Raw genomic sequence first — 20,705 nt, forward strand, 5'->3', positions numbered from 1 at the left:
GGCGTTTGACGACGCGACACGAGGTGCGTCCGCGCCGGGTGCGTCCGCGCCGGCCACCCGCGGACGATTCGTTCGCGGTGCCGGCTCCTGCGCTTCGTGGGACAACGCGCGCCCCGACAAGGCGGTGCTCGATGCGCTCACCCGGATGCGTATCTCGAGACGACCGCAGGTCGTCGCGGCCGAGGGACGACAGCCGTTCATCGCGGCGTTGCCGGTCGGAACGGGCTCGCGTTTGGTGGGCGCGCTGGTCATGGCGGGCGATGTGCGCAATCCGTTCACGGCGCTCGATGACGACTTCCTGCTCACGCTCGGCCAGCAGGTGGGCGCGGCGCTCGAGCAGTCGGCGCTCGACCGGCAGCTTGCCACGCGCACCAAGGCGCTCGAGCAGCTCTCCGCCCGCATGGTGCGCCAGCACGAGGATGAGCGCCGCCGTCTCGCGCGAGAATTGCACGATGAAACGGCCCAGGTGTTCTCCGCGGTGAAAATGCAGCTCGAGGCATTGCGCCCGCTGTTGGCCGACGGAACCGCGCCACGCCTTGATCGCCTGCTGTCGCTGGTGGATACCGGCATTGCGAGCATTCGACAGGTCACCAGCGATCTGCGTCCGACGTTGCTCGATGACCTGGGGCTGCGACCGGCGCTGCATTCGCTGGCCACCGATTTCACCGAGCGTAGCGGGATTCGCGCCACATTCGATGCGCCAATAACATTCCCGCCGCTGCATCCCGACGCCGATCTGGCGCTCTTCCGTGCGCTGCAGGAGGCGCTGTCGAATGTGGTACGGCACGCGCAGGCGACCCAGGTCGACGTGCTGGTGAGCGAGGATGGAAACGGGCTCATGTTGAGCGTGCGCGACGACGGCAAAGGATTTCCAATTGGACGTAACGGTCGGATTCGCGATGCCGAGAATCGCATGGGCCTCACCGGCATGCGCGAGCGGATCTTCGCGATCGGTGGCGAGGTTGTGATTGCCAATCATAGCAACGGCGCCGAGGTGCGGATCAGCGCGCCGCGCGTTGACGTCGACGAACCACCCCCTTCGACTCCTTCGTGACTCTTTCGTGAGCAGCTCGTGAAGCCACCCACCGAAGTCGAGCAAGAGTCCGCGCGCATTCGCGCTCGTATTCGCGTGCTCATTGCCGATGACCACGCGCTCGTTCGGGAGGGGCTGCGCTACGTGCTCGATGCCGATCCGGGCATCGAGGTCGTGGCCGAAGCGGCCAACGGACGTATCGCCGTGGAGCTCGCCCAAAAGTTCGAACCGGATGTCGTCGTGCTCGATATCACGATGCCCGAAGAGACGGGATTGCATGCGGCGGCTCGCATTCGCGTCGCGTTGCCATCGGCGCGTATTCTCATGCTGAGCATGCACGACCAGAGCGAGTACGTACGCGAAGGCATGCGCATCGGTACGCATGGCTATCTGCTGAAGGATTCTGCTGGCGAAGAGTTGCGAGCGGCTATTCACGCCGTCTATGCTGGCGGCACGTTCTTCAGTCCCGCGGTGGTGAAGCGGCTCACCGCCAGTGAGGCGGCGCCGGTGTCGGCGCCGCAGCTTCAGCTCGAGCAACTGACCCCTCGTGAGCGCGACGTGCTTGGTGGCGTCGCTCGAGGCCTCACCAACAAGGCCATCGCTGCCGAGCTGGGCATCAGTCGTCGCACCGTGGAAGCGCATCGCGAGAGTCTGATGCGAAAGCTCGAGATTCATAGTGTGGCTGGACTCACCCGATTGGCGCTCGAAGCCGGTCTGGTGTCGGACGCCTGACGCGTGGGATCGTGAGACGGCGGCGCGCACGGGTGCTCGTCGTGGTGCGAGGCGTTACGTCCCCGTGTCATAGTGGTGATGGTCTCGTCGGCGCTCCGTCACGCGCGATGACGACTCTGTTTGATCATGAGCCACTGGCTGACCGATCTCGATGCGCGTGATCGCGCCTTGTTCGCCCGTCTTGCCCTCACCTCCAGCGCGGCCCTCTCACTCCGTCGATTCTGGGTCATGCTCACGCACCTTGGCGGTGCGCGTGCTAGTCTCGGTCTCGCCATCGTGCAGGTCGTGATCCCCGGCGGGTCGCTGGCGATGGCGTGGCGCACGCTGTGTTTGCTGGGGCTGTCTCACCTCGTGGTTCAGCTCATCAAGCGATCGGTTGGGAGGCCGAGGCCATCGGCCGGCGAATCGTCGGCGGCACTGGTGCTGATCCCCGATCGCTTCTCGTTCCCGTCGGGACACGCCTGCGCGGCCATGGCGCTGGCGGTGGGCCTCGCTAGTGCGATTCCTGTGTTGACCATGCCACTGTTGTTCCTAGCGCTGCTGGTGGGATTCTCTCGCGTGATGTTGGGCGTGCACTATCCCGGCGACGTGCTCATGGGGCAAGCGATCGCCCTGATCTCGGCCTATCCGATCCTCGGCTAGCGGGCATCGGCAAACGATGGGTCCCAAGTGCGAGGTAGGTCACAGGACGCCGTGACAGCGGTTGCCGTGAGTCGTCACCCCTGTGACAACCCCCCATCCGCCCCGACCACTAGACATGTTCCTCCCCGAGCTGCTCGCCGGCAGCCTCACGACGTCGCCACCGAGCATCAGCGCGACCGCCCAACGCCTAAGGCTGTTGAGTTGCCGTCTTGAGCGTGGGCCGATTGCGACGTCGCGCGTGTCCGTGGAGGTCGAGGGACCCGGTGAGTCTCAACGGATCGTGTGTCGCCAAGAGGGCTCGGCCTGTCCCGGCGGCGATCTCCGTCTCGCGGCGCTCGCGACGCTGCACGCCATCACGCAGGCCACCGGTGGCGTGCTGACGTTTGAGTTGATCGGCGTGAAGCCCGTGCGCGCGTTTGATACCACCGTGATGATGGTGGCCGTTTTTGCGCAGCATGCCGGCAATGTGACGCGTATCGTTGGAGCAGCGATCGTCGAGGACGATCAATTGGTAGCGACGGCGCGCGCCGCGCTGCATGCCGCCAACCGGTTAGCTTCGCCTCTGCTCGAACAGTTGCCGTCCATCGCCTGAAGGTCACGGGCTGAAGGAACGTCACGAAGGGCGAGGGGTCCGACCGGCCACCCATTCGTTCCGGCTCTCGTCAGGTTGCCCGCGTGAAACTCGCTCTTCATTCCGCCCCGGTCCTGCTGTTGCTCGCGACCGCAGCGTGCGGCCGTGCAAGATCGGTCGCCCCGGTCACCGCGCCGACGCCCGTATCCGCGAAGGCTATGCCGGTTGCGGCGGCGGTCTCGGTGACGACGAGACCGGCCGACCGCGCCACACCTGATGAGGTAGTAAGCACCGTGGTCGCTGTGTTTGGTGACAGCGCGGTGCTTGATCGTGTCAACGCCGCTCGTGCGGCCGACGCTCCGATTTGGGACATCGACGTGCGGTCGTACGAAACGCACGATCGGGTTGAACACTACGTCGGGCTCTTCTCGATCAGCGCCAAGGAACGCTTCCTCGCTCGTCTCTCGAGAGGCACGCGCTACGAACCGATGATTCGGGCCAAGCTTCGGGCCAGCGGGATGCCGGAAGACCTCACGTATCTCGCGCTCATTGAAAGCGGCTACGATCCACACGCCTACTCACGAGCCGCGGCGGTGGGCATGTGGCAGTTCATGAGTAGTACAGCCCGCGATGTCGGAATGCGCGTGGACTGGTGGATGGACGAGCGCCGCGACCCAGCCCGATCGACCGACGGCGCCATCCGATTCCTGGGTTACCTCCAAAAGCAGTTTGGCTCGCTCTATCTGGCGGCAGCGGCGTACAATGGCGGCCCGGGTCGCGTGGCGCGAGGGCTCACGCGCTTCGCGAGTGAAATGGACGGTGCGGAAGGCGAAGACCGTTTCTTCGCGCTGGCTGAGCAGGACTATCTGCGCGCCGAAACCAAGAACTACGTGCCGCAAATCATCGCGGCGGCGCTCGTGGCCAAGATGCCGGCGCGTTATGGCCTGGTGATCGATTCGCTGCCGCTGTATGGCTACGATTCGGTGCTGGTGACCCCCGGCACCAGCCTCGCGCATATTGCCGCCGCCAGCGGCGCCACGAAGTCGGAGGTGCGCGATCTCAATCCGGCGGTGCTTCGTGGCATCACGCCGCCCGACGCCAGCATCTGGGCGCGCGTACCGGTGGGGTTGGCCGACCGCACGCGCATCGCTCTCGACAGTATCCCGGAAGCCAACCGACGCGGCTATCACACGGCAGCCGTCAGTGGGAACAGCGCTACGCTAGCCGGCTTCGCCGACAAGCAGGGCGTGACACTGAAACAGCTTCGCTGGTTCAACCCGACCATCAAGACGACCAAGAAGGGTCGGTTGGTGGCCGGCCAGTCGCTGAGAATTCCGAGCGACCTGGCCATCGACTTCGCCCGCGAGATCCCCGATCCCGGCCTTGAGCGATACGGGGGCTCGTCGCCCTCCACGCTGAGCTCTCGCGGCATCCACGTGGTGAAACGTGGTGAGTCGCTTGGCGCGATCGCCAAGCGTTACGGCACGACCGTGACACGTCTCAAGTCGTTGAACGGCATGAAGGGGTCACGCCTGATTGCCGGACAGACGCTGCGGCTCCGCAGCGGGAGTACGACGACGTCCAGCAAATCGTCGAGCGCGAAAAAGTCCACGGCCAAGAAGTCCACGGCCAAGAAGTCCACCGCCAAGAAGTCGCCCGTCGTCAAAAAGAAAACGGCGTCTCCGAACAAGAAGACGCCGCCCAGGACGTAGCTGGTTGTTGTCCGTACGCCTTACACCACACCAAGTACGGCGCAGCTATTCAAGATATCCCCGCCCGCGGTACCCCTTCGTGACGATGCTCTCGTAACCGTTCGCCGGGCTCATGCCCATGCTGAGCGACCGCTGCACCGCCACCGGACCGCGGTTGTAGACGAGGAGCGCCAGTTTGAGGTCGCCCTTGTAATCGCGAATGAGGCCGCGCAGATACTTGAAGCCGATCCGGAGATTGACGTCGGGATCGAGCAGCTGCTCCCGGGTGACGTTGGGCTCGTACTCGCGGGCGGTGCCGAGCATAAGCTGGGTGAGGCCTAACGCTCCAGCAGAACTCACGGCGCGCGTGTCAAAAACGCTTTCCACGCGTACTAAACGGAAGCCAAGCTCCGGCTCGATCCCCGCCGTCGTGGCCGCATCATAGATACGGCGGGAAAGTTCAGGCTTGATGCGATATTTCGAGCTGTATGTGTAGATGCGATGCCAGCGACTGAGCGACTCACGACGCTCGCGCTCCTTCGGATCGAGACCAAAGGGGAGCGTCGGGGCCGCAACCACCTTGGAGCGCTTGAGCACCGCACCGGCCGGCCGCCAGAGCGGCTGAATCGGCAGACTCGCGGCGTTAGACGCTGCCGCCACGGTCGGCGTCATTCCCGGGCTGGGCGTCGCCGGCACCACCGCTCGCGTGGAGGCCTCGGGGGTCACCATTACGGCGAGCGTAAACACGACAGCGGCCGCGACGAACACGTTCGTCAAACGACGCTTTGCATGACGACGATGCATCCGTCGTCTGCGAGCCACGGCGTCGCGGCTCGGTACTTTATCGGTCGAATCGGTCATGACACCTCTCGATCAGCAGGATACTCACGGACCTCTGGTGAAATCCCCCTTCGTGCCGCCGCGCTTTTCGCGCAGCACGATGTCGGAGATCACCATCGTCCGGTCGATTGCCTTCGCCATGTCGTAAATCGTCAACAACGACACGGAGACTGCAGTCAACGCTTCCATCTCCACCCCAGTCTGAGCGGTGGTTCTGACGAATCCTTCAACCCTAAGACCAGGTAGGGACTCATCAACGTTAACCCGGATATCGATTCCCGACAAAGGGAGCGGGTGGCACAACGGGATGAGCTCGGCAGTACGCTTCGCGGCTTGGATTCCAGCCAGTCGTGCAACTGGAATCACATCGCCTTTCTTTAATGTGTTGTCCCGTATGGCTTTAAGTGTCTCCACCTCCATTCGAATCGAGCCACTGGCCAGCGCCGAACGCACCGTAATCGGCTTCTCGGCGACATCCACCATGGTGAAATTTCCTGCCGCATCCAGGTGCGAAAACTCGCGCGCGGGCACGTCCGGCTTGTCTGGCGTCACGGGCGGAGTGTCCGATGAAGGGAGGAGAGGAGCGAAGCGCCAAGCAGTTGCGGGCTCACATTACCCTGCGCTTTGGCCTTCGCGAATTCAACCAACACCACCGCCGATGCCGTGCGTCGTGCGTCTGCATCACGTCCGACATCGACCATCTGCTTGGCGCGCGCGTGCAACAGATGCGTCAACGCCTCAAGAGTATCGGTAAAAGAACCGCGTGCCCCGGCAACACCTTGACGGGCGGCGGCCTTGATCCGTTCAGCGACACCGTCCGGCGTCGACGGCTGCAGTGCGGCGTCGAGAATGCGCTTGGCCGCGGTGAACGCCGCCGCCATCGATTCGCCAGCGAACAGCTCACCCGGCGCGCCGTTCATCCGCGCCACGGCTTCGTCGCGCGGCACGCGGGCGAGTTTGCGCGCTAGCACCGCGTCATCGAGGAATGCATCGATGTCGGCGCGGCCGAGTGTCGGGACGCGAATGGCGACCACACGCGACGTGATGGTAGGCAGGAGGTTGCCAGGTTCGCTGGTGGTCAAAATGATCGTCGTGCCCGGCGGTGGCTCCTCGAGGAGCTTGAGGAACGCATTGGCGGCCTGCTCGGCGCCCTCCTGCGAAACCATCCGTTCAGCGTCGCCCACCACAAACACGGCCCGTCGCGCCATCGCCGGCCTCAGCGACGCCTGATGCACCAGCGCGCGAACGGTGGACACGTACAGGCCCTCGGTGCCCAGCGACGGCGGCCAGAGGCCCTCGGCCTCCATGCGTTCCGCGATGGCCTCGCCGTAGTCGGCTTTCACGTCCTCGGCAGACGCGTCGCCATCCTTCAGGCGGGGGCGCGGAAAGAACCAGTGCAAGTCGGGGTGCATGCCCCGCACGGAATATCGGCAGTGCTGGCAATTGCCGCACGGCTCGTGTAGTCGCTCCGGCAGCGCCCGCTCACAAAGCAGGAACTGTCCAAGCCAAAGACCGAGGCGCTGCTTGCCGACACCGCGGCGGCCTTGCAGCATGATGCTGGCTGGCAGCCGGTCATCGGCGGCCGCCGTCGTGAGCCGATGCCGCAGGGCGGCATGTCCGTAGAGCGGGCGAAGCGACATGCGCGCAATATGCAGGGATCACGGTCGTCCCCGTCAGTCCGCCTCCATGACTCCGATGAAACAGCCTTCTGGTTTGTACGCTCGTATGCGCGGTCGTTGCATGACGCTTGGTCTAGCCACGCTGGCCGTGACCGTACCCGTCGGCGCGCAGGCGCTGCCACCGCTACGGGCCCGCGCCATGGGGTTGGCCCCGGGTATCTTCACACCGGGCGCGAACAACGCCATCACCGATGTGCCCGGCGTGCGTGTGGGGCACGAAACGGTCACGCTCGGCGACTCGGTCCGTACCGGGGTTACCGCGATCATCCCACACGGGGGCGACCTGTATCGCGATCGCGTACCGGCCGCGCTTCACGTGGGCAACGGCTTCGGCAAGCTGCTGGGCGTAACGCAGCTCCGAGAACTCGGCGAACTCGAAACGCCGGTGCTGCTTACCTGTACACTGTGCATCTGGCAGGCAGGCGACGCGCTCGCCCAGTACATGCTGGCGAAGCCGGAGAACGCGAACGTGCGGTCGATCAACCCGGTGGTGGGCGAAACCAATGATGGGCAGTTGAACGCGACCCGCTCGCGGCCGGGCATCGCCGCTGCCGTGAACCGCGCGCTGGCCACCGCCGACACGGGACCGGTGATCGAAGGTAGTGTGGGGGCGGGACACGGCACCGTGATGTTTGGCTGGAAGGGCGGCATCGGGACGTCGTCGCGGAAACTGCCGGCGTCGCTTGGCGGATACACCGTGGGCGTGATCGCGCAGGGTAATTACGGCGGGGTGCTGCAGATGGCCGGCGTGCCGATCGGACAGCTGTTGGGGCGTTACGCCTTTCAGCGCGACGTGGAGCGCGCGGCGGGCGGTTCGCCCGGCGACCTGGGCGCCGAGCGAGGCGACGGCTCGTGCATGATCGTGATCGCCACTGATGCGCCGATTCTGTCGCGCAACCTCGAGCGCCTGAGCGCCCGTGCGGTCATGGGACTCGCCCGCACGGGATCGAGCGCCTCGAACGGCTCCGGAGACTACGTGATTAGCTTCTCCACGTCGCCGCGCGTGCGCCGTTCGCCCGATGCGGCACTGTCGACGAACGATGAGATCGGGAACGATGCCATGTCGGCGCTGTTTCAAGCGGTAACGGAAGCGACGGAAGAAGCTTTGTACGACGCCTTGCTGATGGCCACACCGGTCTCCACTCGAGCCGGCCGGGTGAACCCACTGCCGCGTGATTCCGTGCGCGAGTTGCTGCAAGCGCGCGGTGTTCGCTCCCCTCGATAATGGATACGAACATGGATTCGGCTTCTCTCCTTATCTCGACGGACGATCACGTGAAGATCACCTCGCACGCGACGGCGTCCGCGATGCCATGGCAGCTGCCATGGCAGTTGGCGGCGGTGGTGTTCGCGGCGACCAGTGTCATCGTGGGTTTGATCTGGGACATCTCATGGCACATGACGATTGGCCGTGACACGTTTTGGACGCCGGCGCACCTGGCGATCTATACCGGCGGCGCGGTGGCCGGACTGGCCTGCGGGTTCGAGGTGTTACGCCGATCATTTTTCTCAAAGGCCACGCCTACCGACGGCGTAACCGTGTGGCGCCTGTTCAATGGTCCGCTGGGCGGATGGCTGTGCATCTGGGGGGCGGTCGCCATGCTGACTTCCGCGCCGTTCGATGACTGGTGGCATGCGGCGTACGGCCTCGATGTCAAGATCATCAGTCCGCCGCATGCGTTGCTGGCGCTCGGTTTCATCACGATTCTTGGTGGCGCGCTGGTCATGGCGGTGGCGGAGCAGGGGCGTGAAGCCGATCGCGCTGAAACGTCGGCCGCTGCCGACGCCGGGAGTGCGGGCGTGGCGCCGTACCTCGTGGCCTACGTCGGCGGCTTGGTGCTCGCCATGCTGTCGATCTTCACGACGGAATATCATGATCGTGAAACGATGCACCTTGGCAGCTTCTATCTGGTGTCCTCGCTCGTGTTCCCATTTGCGTTGGTCGCGGCGGCCAGAAGCACGCGCCTCCGCTATGGTGCCACCGCCACCGCGCTCGTGTACACGCTGGTGATGGGCGTGCAGGTGTGGGTGCTGCCGCTGTTCGAAGGATCGCCCAAGCTCGGACCGATCCGTACGGCGGTCACGCACATGGTGTCACTGGACTTCCCGTTGCTGCTGCTGATGCCCGCGATCTGTCTCGATCTGCTCATGCCGCGTATTCGGCAGCGCAATGCCTGGTTGCAGGCTGCGATGCTCGGTGTGCTGTTTCTTGCCGTCCATGCGGCAACGCAATGGCCGTTCGCCAACTTTCTGGTGAGCGACGCGTCGCGCAACTGGTTCTTCAACACGGACAACATTCCGTACATGATGCCGCCCGACTGGCTGCGCTCCATGCGCCAGTTTGCGGAAGAGCCAGCGGCGCAGACGGTGCGCGCCTTCGGTATTGCCGCGGTGCTGGCCGTATTCTCGGCGCGCACCGGGCTGGCCTGGGGCAACTGGCTGCGCTCGGTGCGTCGGTGATCGCCGCTCGGATGCCGCGAATCGGTGCGCTACTGTCGCGAATCGGTACGCGCCTTACGGTACTTGGCGGTGCCGTGCTGGCCTGCGTGCTGCTGTCGGCGCACATCGGGACTAGCCAAGTGGTGTTCGAAGGGCAGGCGGGGGGCTATCCGGTGCGGGTGTTGATCAATCCCCCCGGCGTCGTGCCGGCGCAGGTGCCGATCACGGTGCGCGTGCTGAGCGGAACAGCAACCCGGGTCACGGTACGTGCCGCACAGTGGAACGTGGGCACCAAGGGCGCGCCGCCAGCCGAAGATGCCGCGCTGGTTCCGGGCGACCCTGGAGTGTGGGCGCACGACCTGTGGATCATGACTGCCAGTGTCTACTCGGTTTACGTCACGGTGAACGGACCGTCGGGCGGTGGTACGGTGGTGGTGCCGATGCAAACGAGCGCGACCCGAACATTCGGGATGGCGCGCGGTATGGGCGCGGCGCTCGTGGCGCTCGGTACGCTACTGGTAGCGGGACTGCTCACGATTATTGGCGCTGCGGTGCGCGAAGGACCGGTGGCGCCCGGCCAATCGCCGACCCCGGCTCGCGTGCGCGGCGCACGTATTGCGACGGCATCTGGGGCGGCACTACTGGCCTTAGCGTTGTTCGGTGGATCGAAGTGGTGGGACGTAGAGGAACGCGCCTACCAGCGTCGTTTACTGAAACCGATTGCTATGCAGGCCGCGGTCCGATTGGTGGACGCCGAGCGCGTACTCACCATGGCGATCACGGATTCCCTGTGGCTGACGAATCGTTTCGCGCCACTGATGCCTGATCACGGCAAGTTGATGCATCTGTTCCTGATCCGTGCCGACGGCGCGGAGAGCTCGAGTACGCTCGCGCACCTGCATCCGCTGCGCGTGCATGCCGACACGTTCGTGACGCGTGTGCCGGCGGTACCCGCGGGGAGATACTACCTATTCGGTGACCTGCTATTTCAGAACGGCGCGCAGCGCACGCTGGTGGACACGGTCGACATTCCTGTGGCGCCCGTGGTGCCTGGTGAGGATGGCTCCGTGCCCGCCGCGGTCAGCTCGGCCGTCGTGCCGACTCTCGACACCGACGACGCTTGGAGCGTCGTGGCACCGGTCTCGCTCGGCGCGGCGTACCCATTGGCGAGCGGCGGGCAGATGGTGCTCACGGCCGATGCGCGAGCGGACGTCGGACGTGATCTTCGACTGATCGCGACCGTCACGAACGCCGACGGTTCACCATCGACGTTGGCGCCGTACATGGGGATGGGTGGACACGCGATGGTGATACGTCGCGACGCCGGCGTGTTCATGCATCTGCATCCCATGGGCACCGTGAGTATGACCGCGCAGGCGCAGCTGATGCGGCGCGAGCGCGGCGACACGGCACTGCTCGACAGTGCGCAGATCGCCCGCGCGATGGCGACCGCCGAAGCGGGATCACCGGCGATGGCAGCGAGTAGTGCGCACGCGATGCACGCCACGCAGAAAAGCAGGTTGTCGTTTCCCTTCGCGTTTCCCAGCATGGGCGCCTACCGCGTATTCGTGCAGGTACGACGCAACGGCGCGGTGGAGACGGCCGCTTTTGATGTGACGGTGGGGGAGCGAAGTCGTTGATCTGATCGAGAGAAGGGCGCTAGCGAGACACGATATCCGCCAAGACCGCGCCCGCCGTCGCGCGTTCACCGGCACCCGATCCCTGAAACACCAGTGAAAGCAGCGCGCTTCCTGCGCGCCGTGTGCCGGATCATCGGTGGCATCGAGATCGAGCACGGCTACGAGCGAAGCATGTGATGCGAAGCCGCCGCCATCCATTCCCCTCGTGCGAAATCGGTTCTACAGCCGCGCAAGTACAACCGTCACAAGAGCGGGAGCAAACTCACACGATTGTGCCAGTCGAACACGACGACTACGGTAGCCTTCCGACGTGACGAGCACGGTCATCTCAGCACGTCCCTTCAGCTCAGATCGATCCAAGAGCTGGAGGTCTTTCAGCGGCACCGCTGCAGAGATCGTTCCATCTGGATATTCGATCGCACCTTTGCCACTGAGTGATCTTCCCGCCGAGTTAGTAGCGGCGATCCGCACAACAGGGACGTCGGGAAAAAGAGCACCGTCGCACGGCCCCGTCGGACCACAAGCCGACAGTCCACACAACGATATCAGCGTAACGCACTTGGTTCACCACATGAGGTGCGTCTCGGTTGCGGAACCTGTCAAGGAAAATGAGACGGACGAGTGGAGAGTTGAGTGAGCAGTGCTAGCCGATGTCCGTCGGCCGCGCCACCACGCTGCGTCGGGCACTCCGTGCGGGGGTTCGCCGGGGGCGTGCTCGGGGCATCGAGCAAATGCATATAGGGCAGTGATAACGAACGCCTCGGCGTTTTCAGCCGCGCGATGGGCCGTCGGCACGGGCGCCATCGTGGCCGTGGTGAACTACATCATGTTCGAATTGGTAGTGGCCGCGTGTTTCCTGTTGGCCGGGTTGTTGGTGGGCCATGCGTGGGATGCGTTTCGACCGGTGCGGCAACGGGCGGCGGCGATCCCGGCCGCGGTGAAACTGTCCCTTGCATCAACTGCTTGACACCATGCGATAACTTCCTTACCCTTGGTAAGGATACATCTGTGAGGTAAGGATGAACAGCAAAATCACAAGCAAGGGGCAAATTACCATACCGAAAGCCGTGCGGGAGGCGCTTGCAGTCTACGCAGGCGACCGGGTTCGGTTTGTCATTCACGAGGACTCCACCATTACGGTCGAAGCGGACACGGTGGACTTGGCATCACTGCGGGAAAGTATCAGCAGTGGCGGACGACACGTCACCATTGAACAGATGGACGAGGCGATCGCAGGCGGCGCGGTTGGTTTGTGATCGCGCTCGACACCAACGTCCTTGTGCGCTATTTGGTCAAAGACGACGCCGCACAGACGGCCTTGGCGGCCGCGCTGATCGATCGCGTCATCGCCGCCGATGAGTCGCTGTTCGTCTCGGACATCGTGGTCTGCGAAACGGTGTGGGTGTTGCGTGGCAGCTACCGCGTAACACGGACAGCAGTTGCGGCGCTCCTGCGACAACTCTTTCGCGCGCGACATCTGCGCTTTCGAGCGGTCGATCAGCTCTCACGCGCCCTTGACGCGTACGCGGCGGGGAGGGGCGACTTCGCCGACTATCTCATCCGGGAGCACGCGCGCGCGGCCGACTGCGAGTCGGTGGCAACATTCGACACGGTGCTGGTGAAAGAGCGCGGGTTCGTCTCGGTGCGTTAGGAACTGTCTCGAAAGTCGAGCGGGAACGAGTGCGTGCGCGACGATGCGGCGACGGCGCGCATTGAGGACGACGCCACTGTGTCCGCTGGCGCGCCATCGCCAAGTCGCTGGACGAACCGGGAAAGCGGTTTGTGGCAGGTGCGCGTCGTTCGCCGAGCTTTATAACGCTTTGCCTTTTGCTGCCGCGCGCTCATAGAATTGCGCGCGCAGCGCGCATTCCAACAGGCGCTGTCAACAACACCGCTTCGGTAGCGAGCGGAGTGCAGCTGGCACTCCCAGAGTCTCCCGGTCGAAGTCGCGCTCGGGCTGCCACCCCTCGCACGGCAAGTTGACCTTCGGGAAGCTGTTCACCGCGCGACGGGCATGGTGGGCACCCCCGTCCGCGATTAGAGCGGCACCAGCGTCAGTTGCAGCCGCTGCGTCGTGACCGCGTCACATGCGCAGTCGCCGCCCGCCCGCACGGCCGTCACGGCCACACCGCGTTGCAGCGTCTGATACCCCGGAGCGCCGAAGCGCAGCGTATAGCTTCCCGCATTCCCGTTGACGACGCAGCGACCTGCGTTGGGATCGCACGGGATACGAACGGTGGGCGTTCCCACCTCGACGAACAGCCCGGTGAGCGGACTCCCGGTCGCACTCGTCACCACCGCGTCAATCGCGATCGAGAGGGGACACGGGATTTGGACACAATCCCCATTGCAACCCACCGTCGCGACGAGGAGACCGAGCAGGGCGCGCCGACGATATGGCGTGCGGCGGCAATCAGACGAGAACATCTCCATCGGTGCTCCAAGTATGACGTGGTGGCGTAATGGGGTTGGCCTCGAACTCGCTGCGAAGCCTAGCATGGGCGCGACGTTCGCAGCGGGCGTACCGACACTGTACGTCACGGGCCGGAGCGGAGAGAGAACTCACACGGCCGACCTTCCACCATTGCTCGTCCGCTCTCTAGCGCCTTACGTTAGATGACTTCGTTGCTGTACGAGCCGCTCACGGTCGGCGATCCAGCGGATTTGTGCAGCCACTCGGCTTCACAACGCCCAAGGGCGCGCCGGTGGAATCACCCGAGGCGACGGGCATGCGCAAGATGGTTTCTGGCGCACGTCGGGCCACTGGCATCGGACATTCGAGCGCCGACGGCGTGATCGAGTCCAACCGCAGTACGACTGGCACCGGCTGATCCGTCCGCTGTGAATCTTGAAGCCACCCGCGCAACGTGCCCACCGCTCGCCCTCGCGGCCCTACGCCAAGGGAGACGAGACGTGCCGACGAGGGGATGACGAAGCGGAGTGTATCGCCGACGACTACGCGAGGTACCTCCAGCGGTATCGCCTGCGCCGCGACCACGGACGGCAGGCCCCCGACCAGCACGAAGGACAACCATGAAAATGCTCGAAGTCGATTCATTGCTCCTCCCAAGTGTATCGGTGCTTTACAGATGCGACACACGTCGCCAAGCTCATCCAACGCCATTTCAATCGACCGACCTAGTGCCGGCAAAGCAATCTCTTCCCAGCACGCCCTGATGTTCCTACTCGGTTCGCCACTACGCATGTCGTCCGAAATGTGCAATCATTGCGCCTCATCCCCGCCCAACGAACGTATTGCGAGGTTCGCTTGACCGATCGAACGCGCGGCGCCGAGATCCTGCCACGACGAAGAATGGCGCCGCGAATCTCGAGCCGTCTCGTGCAGCCGTTTCCCTCGGGTTTCTTCGTGCACGAGTGGGAGGGCATGACGCGGTACTGCTCAAACGAAGTCGGCGCCTCCAACCTGCGCTCGGGCATCGCACGGTCCCTCCCGAGTCCGTCTCGCGCTCTCAGCGGCGCGATATGACAAGAGCGACGGACGTGCTGATCAGGTGGGCTTCAGTCACAAGGTGGATTGCTTCCGGGGCCCACCTGGTTGTACGGTGCCCGATTCGCCGACGGATGGTTGGACATCGTCTTCCACTGTTCCGCGTCGTCGCCCTTGGGTACGCCATGAGCGGTGGAGCGCCGTCGCTAGGCCGTGAAGCAAGTGCGGGAGCAACGTGAGATGGGCGGCCGATCCGTGAGCGGTGGTGAGAGAAGGCTCGAGGCCGGCCGATCCGTGCTCACGTATCACGTACTCCGGGCTCGGGCGCCCAAGGGCGACTCAGTCGCGCCAATATTCCGGGGAGCAGGAAAATGCACGACTGGTTCAGAGTCTGCCTAGCGCGCCACGATATCCGCCAGCACCGCGCCTGCCGTGGCACGTCCGCCTGCACCCGGTCCCTGAAATACGAGCGACCCCGCGGTTTCACTCTCCACCACGATGCGATTGAGGGGACCCGAGACCCGGGCCCACGGGTCGTCGCTCGTGACGCGCGTGGGGAGAATACGCGCCACGAACTCATCGCGTTCTTTCGTGCAACTGGCGATGAGTTTGACACGATCGCCTTCGATGGCCACACGGGTGGCCCACGCCGCCGTCTCCGCATCGATCCCTCGGCGCGTCACCTTGAGCGTGGCCGGATCCACGCCGAAACACATCCACGCCAGAATGCGCAGCTTGTCTTCGGCGTCCTGCCCAGAGAGATCGCGCGTAGGATCCGCCTCCGCGTAGCCCAGCCGCTGTGCGGTGGCGACGGCCTCAGCCAGCGAGGCGCCTTCGGCCACCTTCTCGAGCACGTAGTTACTCGTGCCGTTCAGAATACCGCTCACCTTCGTGATGCCAACGCCCGCCGCGCCGCTGCGTATGCAGCGGACGATCGGGATTGCACCGCACACCGCACCTTCAAAATCGAGCCGCGTGTCGGTGATTCGCGCGAGTGCCGCCAGCGCCGAGCCGCGCTCACCAAGTAAGGCCTTATTCGCGGTCACCACGCGGATACCACGTCGCAGCGCCGTTTCCACCAGGGTGCGCGCCGTGGTCGTGCCCCCGATCGCTTCCACCAGCACGTCGATGTCATCACTCAGCAGCAGCGTCGGGTCGGTGATACAAGCGTCAGGTGCCGCGATGCCACGCGCGATCGCCTGCGCGAGAGCGGGGCGCGCACGCGCGGCGTCACGCACCAACACGCGGTCCACGCGAATCGGTTGCGCATCGCCAGGCTGCTGTTCGCCAATTCCCTGTGCTCCACACTGCAGTTCGCGCTCACCGAATAGTTCGAGCAGACTGCCGCCCACGTGTCCGCAACCGGCGAGTGCGATGCGCAGTGGCCGCACGCGCGGTGCGACCGACCTCACGCCCGGCTTCGCGGTAATGACGGCGATCGGCGCCACCGACGCGGCGCGCAACTCCGACTCGTTGATCGCCTGTTCGATCACCGCCGACACGCGGTCTATTTCCAACAAGAAAGCATCGTGGCCATGCACCGACGGTAGCTCCACAAACGTAGCTTTCGCCGCCGTTGTCCATTCGCGCACACTTTCGGCGGGATACAGCAAGTCACCGGGAATGCCGACGCCGATCAGTCGGTCTCCGACGACCGCGAGCGCGGCTGACAGTCCGCCGCGATCGCGTCCGACATCATGCTCGTCCATCGCATCGATGAGCGCGCCGTAGCTCGTGGCATCGAAGCGCGCAACCAGCTTGTCTCCGTGCACATCGAGCCAGTCGCGTATCTGAAATGTGTCATGCTCGCTGCGCGCCCGTCCGAAGCGACGCTCGAGGCTTTCGGGCGTGCGGTAGCTGAGCATGCCGACCATGCGCGCCAACGCCAGTCCTTCGCGCACGCCGCCGAGCGCGATTGCGCGCCGCATGATCGCATTCCAGGCGATACCCTGGGCGGTTTGCGCGGCGGGAGCTGCCAGCACCACCGCCGACCGCACGCGCGCGGGGAAGCTCGCCGCGAACTCGAGCGTCACCATGCCGCCCAGCGATCCGCCACACACCAGTAATGGCGCGCCAACGCCAAGCGCATCGAGCAGTCTCGCCAGCAGCGCCGCCTGATCGCGGGTGCTGAATGGCGGGAGCGCGTCGGGGGTGTCGTCGCTCGGTCCCGTCGTGCCGTCGCAACCGCCGAGCAGGTTGGCGCAGAGGACGGCATGCCGCGTGGGGTCGATCGCCGCATTGGCGCCGACGACGCCATGCCACCACTCGCTGGCGTGCGTCGTGCCCGTGAGCGCATGAACAACGAGCACCACGTTGTCGCGCGCCGCGTTGAGCGTGCCCTCGAGTCGGTAGCGCACATCGACGCGCTCGAGACGGTCGCCGCGCTCCAGCACGACGTCGTGGAAGGTGATCGTTTCGTCGCGAACCGGCCACGTTGCGGTGGAGCCGCTGTTGGCGACACCGTTCGCGGCGCGGGCGGGAATGGACGACCGCGGAACGCGCACCGATGCACGTCCGACCCGAAGACTCGAGGGCAGGGTGCTCATGCTGCGTGTTCGCTTTGCGGCGTGCCGGCGGCGGGGGTACGACCGGAGTCGGTAGCGACCGCGGCGGCCAGCGCACGATCGAGATCGGCAATCAAATCGTCGGCATCTTCGAGGCCGATGGACAGGCGCACGAGGTCGGGCGTGACGCCGGCCGCGCGCCGTTCGGTCTCGCCGAGTTGCTCATGGGTGGTTGTCCACGGATGAATCACCAAGCTCTTGGCGTCACCCACGTTGGCGAGCAATGAGAAGAGTTTCGCTTCCACGATGAAGCGTCGTGCCGCCGCTTCGCCGCCGTGCACACCAAAGGTGAGCACACCGCCGAAACCGCCCTTGAGATGCGCGACGGCCTGGCGGTGTGTCGGATGCGAGGCGAGGCCGGGGTAGCGCACCCACGACACCGACGGGTGCGACTGCAGGAACTGCGCGACCTTGAGCGCATTGGCGCTGTGCTGACGGATCCGCAACGGCAACGTTTCGAGTCCCTGCAGGAACAGAAACGCGTTGAACGGCGACAGTGCGGCGCCGATGTCGCGGAGCAGCAGCACACGCAAGCGTACCGCGAACGCGATATTCACGCCGTTCACGTTGCCGAACGCGTCCGAGAACCGGAGACCGTGATACGCGGGCTCCGGGTCGTTGAAGAACTTCTGGAAGCGCGCGGTGGCTCCCCAGTCGAAGCGTCCGCTGTCGATGATCACACCACCGATTGACGTGCCGTGGCCGCCGATCCACTTGGTCGCGCTGTGCAGCACGATATCGGCCCCGTGGTCGATCGGGCGCGTGATGATAGGCGCGAAGGTGTTGTCCACCACCAGGGGCACGTTGAAGGCGTGCACCAACGTGGCCAGGGCGGTGAGGTCCGGCACGTCGAGCGCCGGGTTTCCGACGGTCTCCACGTACACGGCCTTCGTGTTTTCATCGATAGCGGCGGCAACAGCCTTGTGATCGTGGATATCCACGAAGCGCGTGCGGATACCGAGACGGGGCAGGGTGTGCGAGAGCAGACTCACGGTGCCGCCGTATAGCGACCGCGACGCCACGATGTTGTCGCCGGCCTCGGCCAAGTTCAACAGCGCGAGCGTGAGTGCAGCCTGTCCGCTGGCCACGGCCACCGCCGCAACGCCCCCCTCGAGCGCGGCAATGCGCTGCTCGAACACGTCGGTGGTCGGGTTGTTGATGCGAGTGTAGATGTTGCCGAAGGCGCGCAGGCCGAACAGATCGGCGGCGTGCTCGGGACTGTCGAACACGAAGGAGCTCGTCTGGTAGATCGGTACGGCGCGAGCGCCGGTGGCACCGTCCGGCTTCTCCTGCCCCACGTGCAGGGCGAGGGTGTCGACGGCGAGGGGACGAGCTGCAGCAGTGGCAAAATCTGACATCGTGGCACTCTCCAAGAAGGGTGAGTGCCGCCCAACAACACGAACGCGCCCGGGCGGATAGATGGCCGCCGGGCGCTATCGCAGTTTAGCTCATTATTTTACGTGGCGGCAATCGGCGGCAAATCACCACGGAAGAGTCACCGGCGGACGCCGATGGCACTTCACCTTCAGTTTTTCTGTTCGATATAGGCAGACCATCAGCCACGAATGACTGACGTGAAACGACTAACAGCCCGCGCCGATTTCTCGTCGCAGGCCGTTAGGACCTCGACTTAGACGGATAGTCAGTGCCACCGGCACTGAGTGCGCGGCCCGTCAAATCGGGGAAACCGCCGCGCACACGTGAGTATCGTCTGGTTCGACGAAATCTGCAACCCCACGTGGATGGGAAGCGCTCAAGTCGGCTCCACTCCAGCGATCACGCGGAACGTATCGCGGGCAATCAGCAGCTCCTCATCCGTGGGCACCACCCAGGCGGCCAGCGTCGAGCTGTCGGTTGAGAAGCGGCCTTCTTTGCCGCCGACGAGCGACGCGTTGACGCTCGAGTCCACGGACAGGCCAGCCCACTGCAGATCCTCGCAAATCCGCCGGCGAATCTCGGCTGAATTTTCGCCGATACCGCCGGCGAAGACGATCGCGTCGGCGCCACCGAGTGCGGCGAGATAGGAACCTACGTATTTGCGCGTACGGTAGCAGAAGATGTCGATGGCTAGTTTGGCGCGACGATCCTGATGTTCATCCGCCTCCGCCAGCAGATCGCGCATGTCGTTCGTGAGTCCGGAAATGCCGAGCAGTCCCGACTGGTTGTTCAAGAGTGCCTCGACTTGGGGCAACGTCAAACCTTCCTTTGCCCCGATATAGTCCAGCAGCGCGGCGTCGATGTCGCCTGACCGCGTACCCATCACGAGTCCTTCGAGCGGCGTGAAGCCCATGCTGGTGTCGATTGACTCACCGCCCTTGATCGCGCATGCCGAGCAGCCGTTGCCGAGATGCAGCGTCACGATGCGCACGTCGGCGCGGTCGAGACCGGTCAGCATGCGCCAACGGTACGCGATAGAGCGATGCGACGTACCATGAAAGCCGTAGCGACGCACTTTGTGTCGGCGGTACAACGGATACGGAATCGCGTACAGATACGCGTGCTCCGGCAGCGTGTGATGGAACGCGGTGTCGAACACCGCCACCTGCGGCACGCCGGTGCCGAGCGCCGCCCGCGCCGCTTCGATCCCCCGCAGGTTGTGCGGATTGTGCAACGGCGCGAGTTCGACGTTGTCTTCGATGCCGCGGAGCACGATGTCGTCGATCGCCATGCTGCTTCGGAACTGCTCGCCGCCATGCACCACGCGATGTCCTACCGCATGCAACTCGCCGCGTGAGTTGAGACCGGTGCCGCTCTCGGGCGAGGTCACGAACTCCACCAGCCAGTCCACCGCCGCTCGCAGATCGCGCAGCGGTGCCGTGCGCGTGCGTGACACGCCATCGGAGCCGCGGAGAGTGATGATGGATTCTCCACCAATCCGCTCGATCTGTCCACGGATGAGCCGCTCGTCGCGGTCCTCGGCAATGCGTTCGGCGTCGGTTACCACGACCTGAAACTTGAGCGTCGCCGAACCCACGTTGAGCACGAGAATGTTCACGGATGCACGCGCCTGGTCAACGAAGGAAACACGACGTCGGGGCGAATCAGAATGGCTTGTAGAGTGCCATGTATACAGCGACGCCAGCGAGCAACGGCAGCAGGAGCAGGAACGGTTTGGCGAGCCCTGGGCGACGATATGGCATGAGCACGATGGCACTGAGGATCACCCATACGATGATCTTGACCCACAGCCAGCCAGGGAAGTTGCCGCCATGCATGAAGCCGAGTCGTGCCAGCATGCCAAATCCGCCCACGAGGATCAGCAGCGAACCGAGGCCATGAATGGAACCGATCACCGGGCGCGTGGTACTGGTCGCTTTGTTGCCGCCGTTGGCGGCATGCGTGGCGACGCCGCCGATGGTCAGGAACAACATGGCGATGCCGATGATGTGTAGAATTTCGTAGAAGTCGCGTGGAAACATTCGTGTG

General features: G+C 64.6%; 21 protein-coding genes and 1 riboswitch. Of the genes, 11 read left to right on the forward strand and 10 right to left on the reverse strand.

What is annotated here, in order from left to right; genetic code table 11:
* The 5 genes from ACLL97_RS05000 to ACLL97_RS05020 form a co-directional block, all read left to right on the forward strand.
* A partial coding sequence (locus ACLL97_RS05000; protein WP_411279382.1) for a sensor histidine kinase occupies positions 1-1,054 on the forward strand: 1,054 nt, incomplete at its 5' end.
* 18 nt (positions 1,055-1,072) lie between these two features.
* The gene (locus ACLL97_RS05005) at positions 1,073-1,765 is read left to right on the forward strand and encodes a response regulator (protein WP_411279383.1); all 693 of its coding nucleotides are present in this window, start codon (positions 1,073-1,075) and stop codon (positions 1,763-1,765) included.
* A gap of 126 nt (positions 1,766-1,891) precedes the next feature.
* The gene (locus ACLL97_RS05010; protein WP_411279384.1) at positions 1,892-2,407 is read left to right on the forward strand and encodes a phosphatase PAP2 family protein; all 516 of its coding nucleotides are present in this window, start codon (positions 1,892-1,894) and stop codon (positions 2,405-2,407) included.
* A gap of 115 nt (positions 2,408-2,522) precedes the next feature.
* Positions 2,523-2,999, forward strand: a complete 477-nt coding sequence (locus tag ACLL97_RS05015) for a hypothetical protein (protein ID WP_411279385.1) — start codon at positions 2,523-2,525, stop codon at positions 2,997-2,999.
* A gap of 272 nt (positions 3,000-3,271) precedes the next feature.
* Positions 3,272-4,690, forward strand: a complete 1,419-nt coding sequence (locus ACLL97_RS05020; RefSeq protein WP_411279386.1) for a transglycosylase SLT domain-containing protein — start codon at positions 3,272-3,274, stop codon at positions 4,688-4,690.
* A 45-nt stretch (positions 4,691-4,735) separates the two neighbouring features.
* Here the strand turns inward: ACLL97_RS05020 and ACLL97_RS05025 are convergent, their stop codons facing one another.
* The 3 genes from ACLL97_RS05025 to ACLL97_RS05035 form a co-directional block, all read right to left on the reverse strand.
* Positions 4,736-5,473, reverse strand: coding sequence for a transglycosylase SLT domain-containing protein (locus tag ACLL97_RS05025; protein ID WP_411279387.1), 738 nt, complete (start codon positions 5,471-5,473; stop codon positions 4,736-4,738).
* A gap of 81 nt (positions 5,474-5,554) precedes the next feature.
* Positions 5,555-6,040, reverse strand: a complete 486-nt coding sequence (moaC, locus tag ACLL97_RS05030) for a cyclic pyranopterin monophosphate synthase MoaC (protein WP_411279423.1) — start codon at positions 6,038-6,040, stop codon at positions 5,555-5,557.
* A gap of 17 nt (positions 6,041-6,057) precedes the next feature.
* Complete coding sequence (locus ACLL97_RS05035; RefSeq protein ID WP_411279388.1) at positions 6,058-7,149, reverse strand: hypothetical protein; 1,092 nt, start codon at positions 7,147-7,149, stop codon at positions 6,058-6,060.
* 100 nt (positions 7,150-7,249) lie between these two features.
* On the opposite strand from ACLL97_RS05035, the gene ACLL97_RS05040 reads away from it, so the two are divergent.
* Genes ACLL97_RS05040 through ACLL97_RS05050 form a run of 3 tightly spaced genes read left to right on the forward strand, consistent with a single transcriptional unit; the run spans position 7,250 to position 11,267 of the window.
* Positions 7,250-8,413 (forward strand): P1 family peptidase, encoded by a 1,164-nt coding sequence (locus tag ACLL97_RS05040; protein ID WP_411279389.1) that lies wholly within the window; start codon positions 7,250-7,252, stop codon positions 8,411-8,413.
* A gap of 11 nt (positions 8,414-8,424) precedes the next feature.
* Positions 8,425-9,648, forward strand: coding sequence for a hypothetical protein (locus tag ACLL97_RS05045; protein ID WP_411279390.1), 1,224 nt, complete (start codon positions 8,425-8,427; stop codon positions 9,646-9,648).
* Entirely contained in the window at positions 9,645-11,267 is a 1,623-nt protein-coding gene (locus ACLL97_RS05050) for a hypothetical protein (RefSeq protein ID WP_411279391.1), read from the forward strand. The genes ACLL97_RS05045 and ACLL97_RS05050 overlap by 4 nt, the downstream gene beginning before the upstream one ends.
* A gap of 19 nt (positions 11,268-11,286) precedes the next feature.
* Here ACLL97_RS05050 and ACLL97_RS05055 read toward each other — a convergent pair whose 3' ends face one another.
* The gene (locus tag ACLL97_RS05055; RefSeq protein WP_411279424.1) at positions 11,287-11,370 is read right to left on the reverse strand and encodes a hypothetical protein; all 84 of its coding nucleotides are present in this window, start codon (positions 11,368-11,370) and stop codon (positions 11,287-11,289) included.
* Positions 11,371-12,012: 642 nt separating this feature from the next.
* Between ACLL97_RS05055 and ACLL97_RS05060 the strand changes: the two genes are divergently transcribed.
* From ACLL97_RS05060 to ACLL97_RS05070, 3 genes are read left to right on the forward strand one after another with little or no spacing between them, the layout of a single operon-like run.
* Entirely contained in the window at positions 12,013-12,234 is a 222-nt protein-coding gene (locus ACLL97_RS05060) for a hypothetical protein (protein ID WP_411279392.1), read from the forward strand.
* A 52-nt stretch (positions 12,235-12,286) separates the two neighbouring features.
* Entirely contained in the window at positions 12,287-12,523 is a 237-nt protein-coding gene (locus ACLL97_RS05065) for an AbrB/MazE/SpoVT family DNA-binding domain-containing protein (protein ID WP_411279393.1), read from the forward strand.
* The gene (locus tag ACLL97_RS05070) at positions 12,520-12,918 is read left to right on the forward strand and encodes a PIN domain-containing protein (protein ID WP_411279394.1); all 399 of its coding nucleotides are present in this window, start codon (positions 12,520-12,522) and stop codon (positions 12,916-12,918) included. Before ACLL97_RS05065 ends, ACLL97_RS05070 begins: the two co-directional genes overlap by 4 nt.
* 386 nt (positions 12,919-13,304) lie before the next feature.
* Here ACLL97_RS05070 and ACLL97_RS05075 read toward each other — a convergent pair whose 3' ends face one another.
* The 6 genes from ACLL97_RS05075 to ACLL97_RS05100 form a co-directional block, all read right to left on the reverse strand.
* Positions 13,305-13,562, reverse strand: coding sequence for a hypothetical protein (locus tag ACLL97_RS05075; RefSeq protein ID WP_411279395.1), 258 nt, complete (start codon positions 13,560-13,562; stop codon positions 13,305-13,307).
* 346 nt (positions 13,563-13,908) lie between these two features.
* The gene (locus ACLL97_RS05080) at positions 13,909-14,325 is read right to left on the reverse strand and encodes a hypothetical protein (protein WP_411279396.1); all 417 of its coding nucleotides are present in this window, start codon (positions 14,323-14,325) and stop codon (positions 13,909-13,911) included.
* Between the two features lie 785 nt (positions 14,326-15,110).
* Positions 15,111-17,261, reverse strand: coding sequence for a homoserine dehydrogenase (locus ACLL97_RS05085; RefSeq protein ID WP_411279397.1), 2,151 nt, complete (start codon positions 17,259-17,261; stop codon positions 15,111-15,113).
* Positions 17,258-18,637 carry an O-acetylhomoserine aminocarboxypropyltransferase/cysteine synthase family protein gene (locus tag ACLL97_RS05090; RefSeq protein WP_411279398.1) on the reverse strand — a complete coding sequence of 460 codons (1,380 nt, stop codon included), beginning with the start codon at positions 18,635-18,637 and terminating at the stop codon, positions 17,258-17,260. Before ACLL97_RS05090 ends, ACLL97_RS05085 begins: the two co-directional genes overlap by 4 nt.
* 65 nt (positions 18,638-18,702) lie before the next feature.
* Positions 18,703-18,777: riboswitch (SAM riboswitch) on the reverse strand.
* 255 nt (positions 18,778-19,032) lie between these two features.
* Positions 19,033-20,274, reverse strand: coding sequence for an acetate/propionate family kinase (locus ACLL97_RS05095; RefSeq protein ID WP_411279399.1), 1,242 nt, complete (start codon positions 20,272-20,274; stop codon positions 19,033-19,035).
* Between the two features lie 46 nt (positions 20,275-20,320).
* Positions 20,321-20,698, reverse strand: a complete 378-nt coding sequence (locus ACLL97_RS05100; RefSeq protein WP_411279400.1) for a hypothetical protein — start codon at positions 20,696-20,698, stop codon at positions 20,321-20,323.
* Positions 20,699-20,705: the final 7 nt, after the last annotated feature.

This window comes from Gemmatimonas sp. (assembly GCF_046594945.1).
In the GTDB taxonomy this organism is placed as follows: Bacteria; Gemmatimonadota; Gemmatimonadetes; order Gemmatimonadales; family Gemmatimonadaceae; genus Gemmatimonas.

Bases quoted from the DNA above. Each gene is read 5' to 3' on its own strand.
- ACLL97_RS05025 (WP_411279387.1), bottom strand. From the start codon at position 5,473: ATGCATCGTCGTCATGCAAAGCGTCGTTTGACGAACGTGTTCGTCGCG.
- ACLL97_RS05085 (WP_411279397.1), bottom strand. From the start codon at position 17,261: ATGAGCACCCTGCCCTCGAGTCTTCGGGTCGGACGTGCATCGGTGCGC.
- ACLL97_RS05080 (WP_411279396.1), bottom strand. From the start codon at position 14,325: ATGAATCGACTTCGAGCATTTTCATGGTTGTCCTTCGTGCTGGTCGGG.
- ACLL97_RS05090 (WP_411279398.1), bottom strand. From the start codon at position 18,637: ATGTCAGATTTTGCCACTGCTGCAGCTCGTCCCCTCGCCGTCGACACC.
- ACLL97_RS05065 (WP_411279393.1), top strand. From the start codon at position 12,287: ATGAACAGCAAAATCACAAGCAAGGGGCAAATTACCATACCGAAAGCC.
- ACLL97_RS05015 (WP_411279385.1), top strand. From the start codon at position 2,523: ATGTTCCTCCCCGAGCTGCTCGCCGGCAGCCTCACGACGTCGCCACCG.
- ACLL97_RS05100 (WP_411279400.1), bottom strand. From the start codon at position 20,698: ATGTTTCCACGCGACTTCTACGAAATTCTACACATCATCGGCATCGCC.
- ACLL97_RS05040 (WP_411279389.1), top strand. From the start codon at position 7,250: ATGACGCTTGGTCTAGCCACGCTGGCCGTGACCGTACCCGTCGGCGCG.
- ACLL97_RS05010 (WP_411279384.1), top strand. From the start codon at position 1,892: ATGAGCCACTGGCTGACCGATCTCGATGCGCGTGATCGCGCCTTGTTC.
- ACLL97_RS05035 (WP_411279388.1), bottom strand. From the start codon at position 7,149: ATGTCGCTTCGCCCGCTCTACGGACATGCCGCCCTGCGGCATCGGCTC.
- ACLL97_RS05045 (WP_411279390.1), top strand. From the start codon at position 8,425: ATGGATTCGGCTTCTCTCCTTATCTCGACGGACGATCACGTGAAGATC.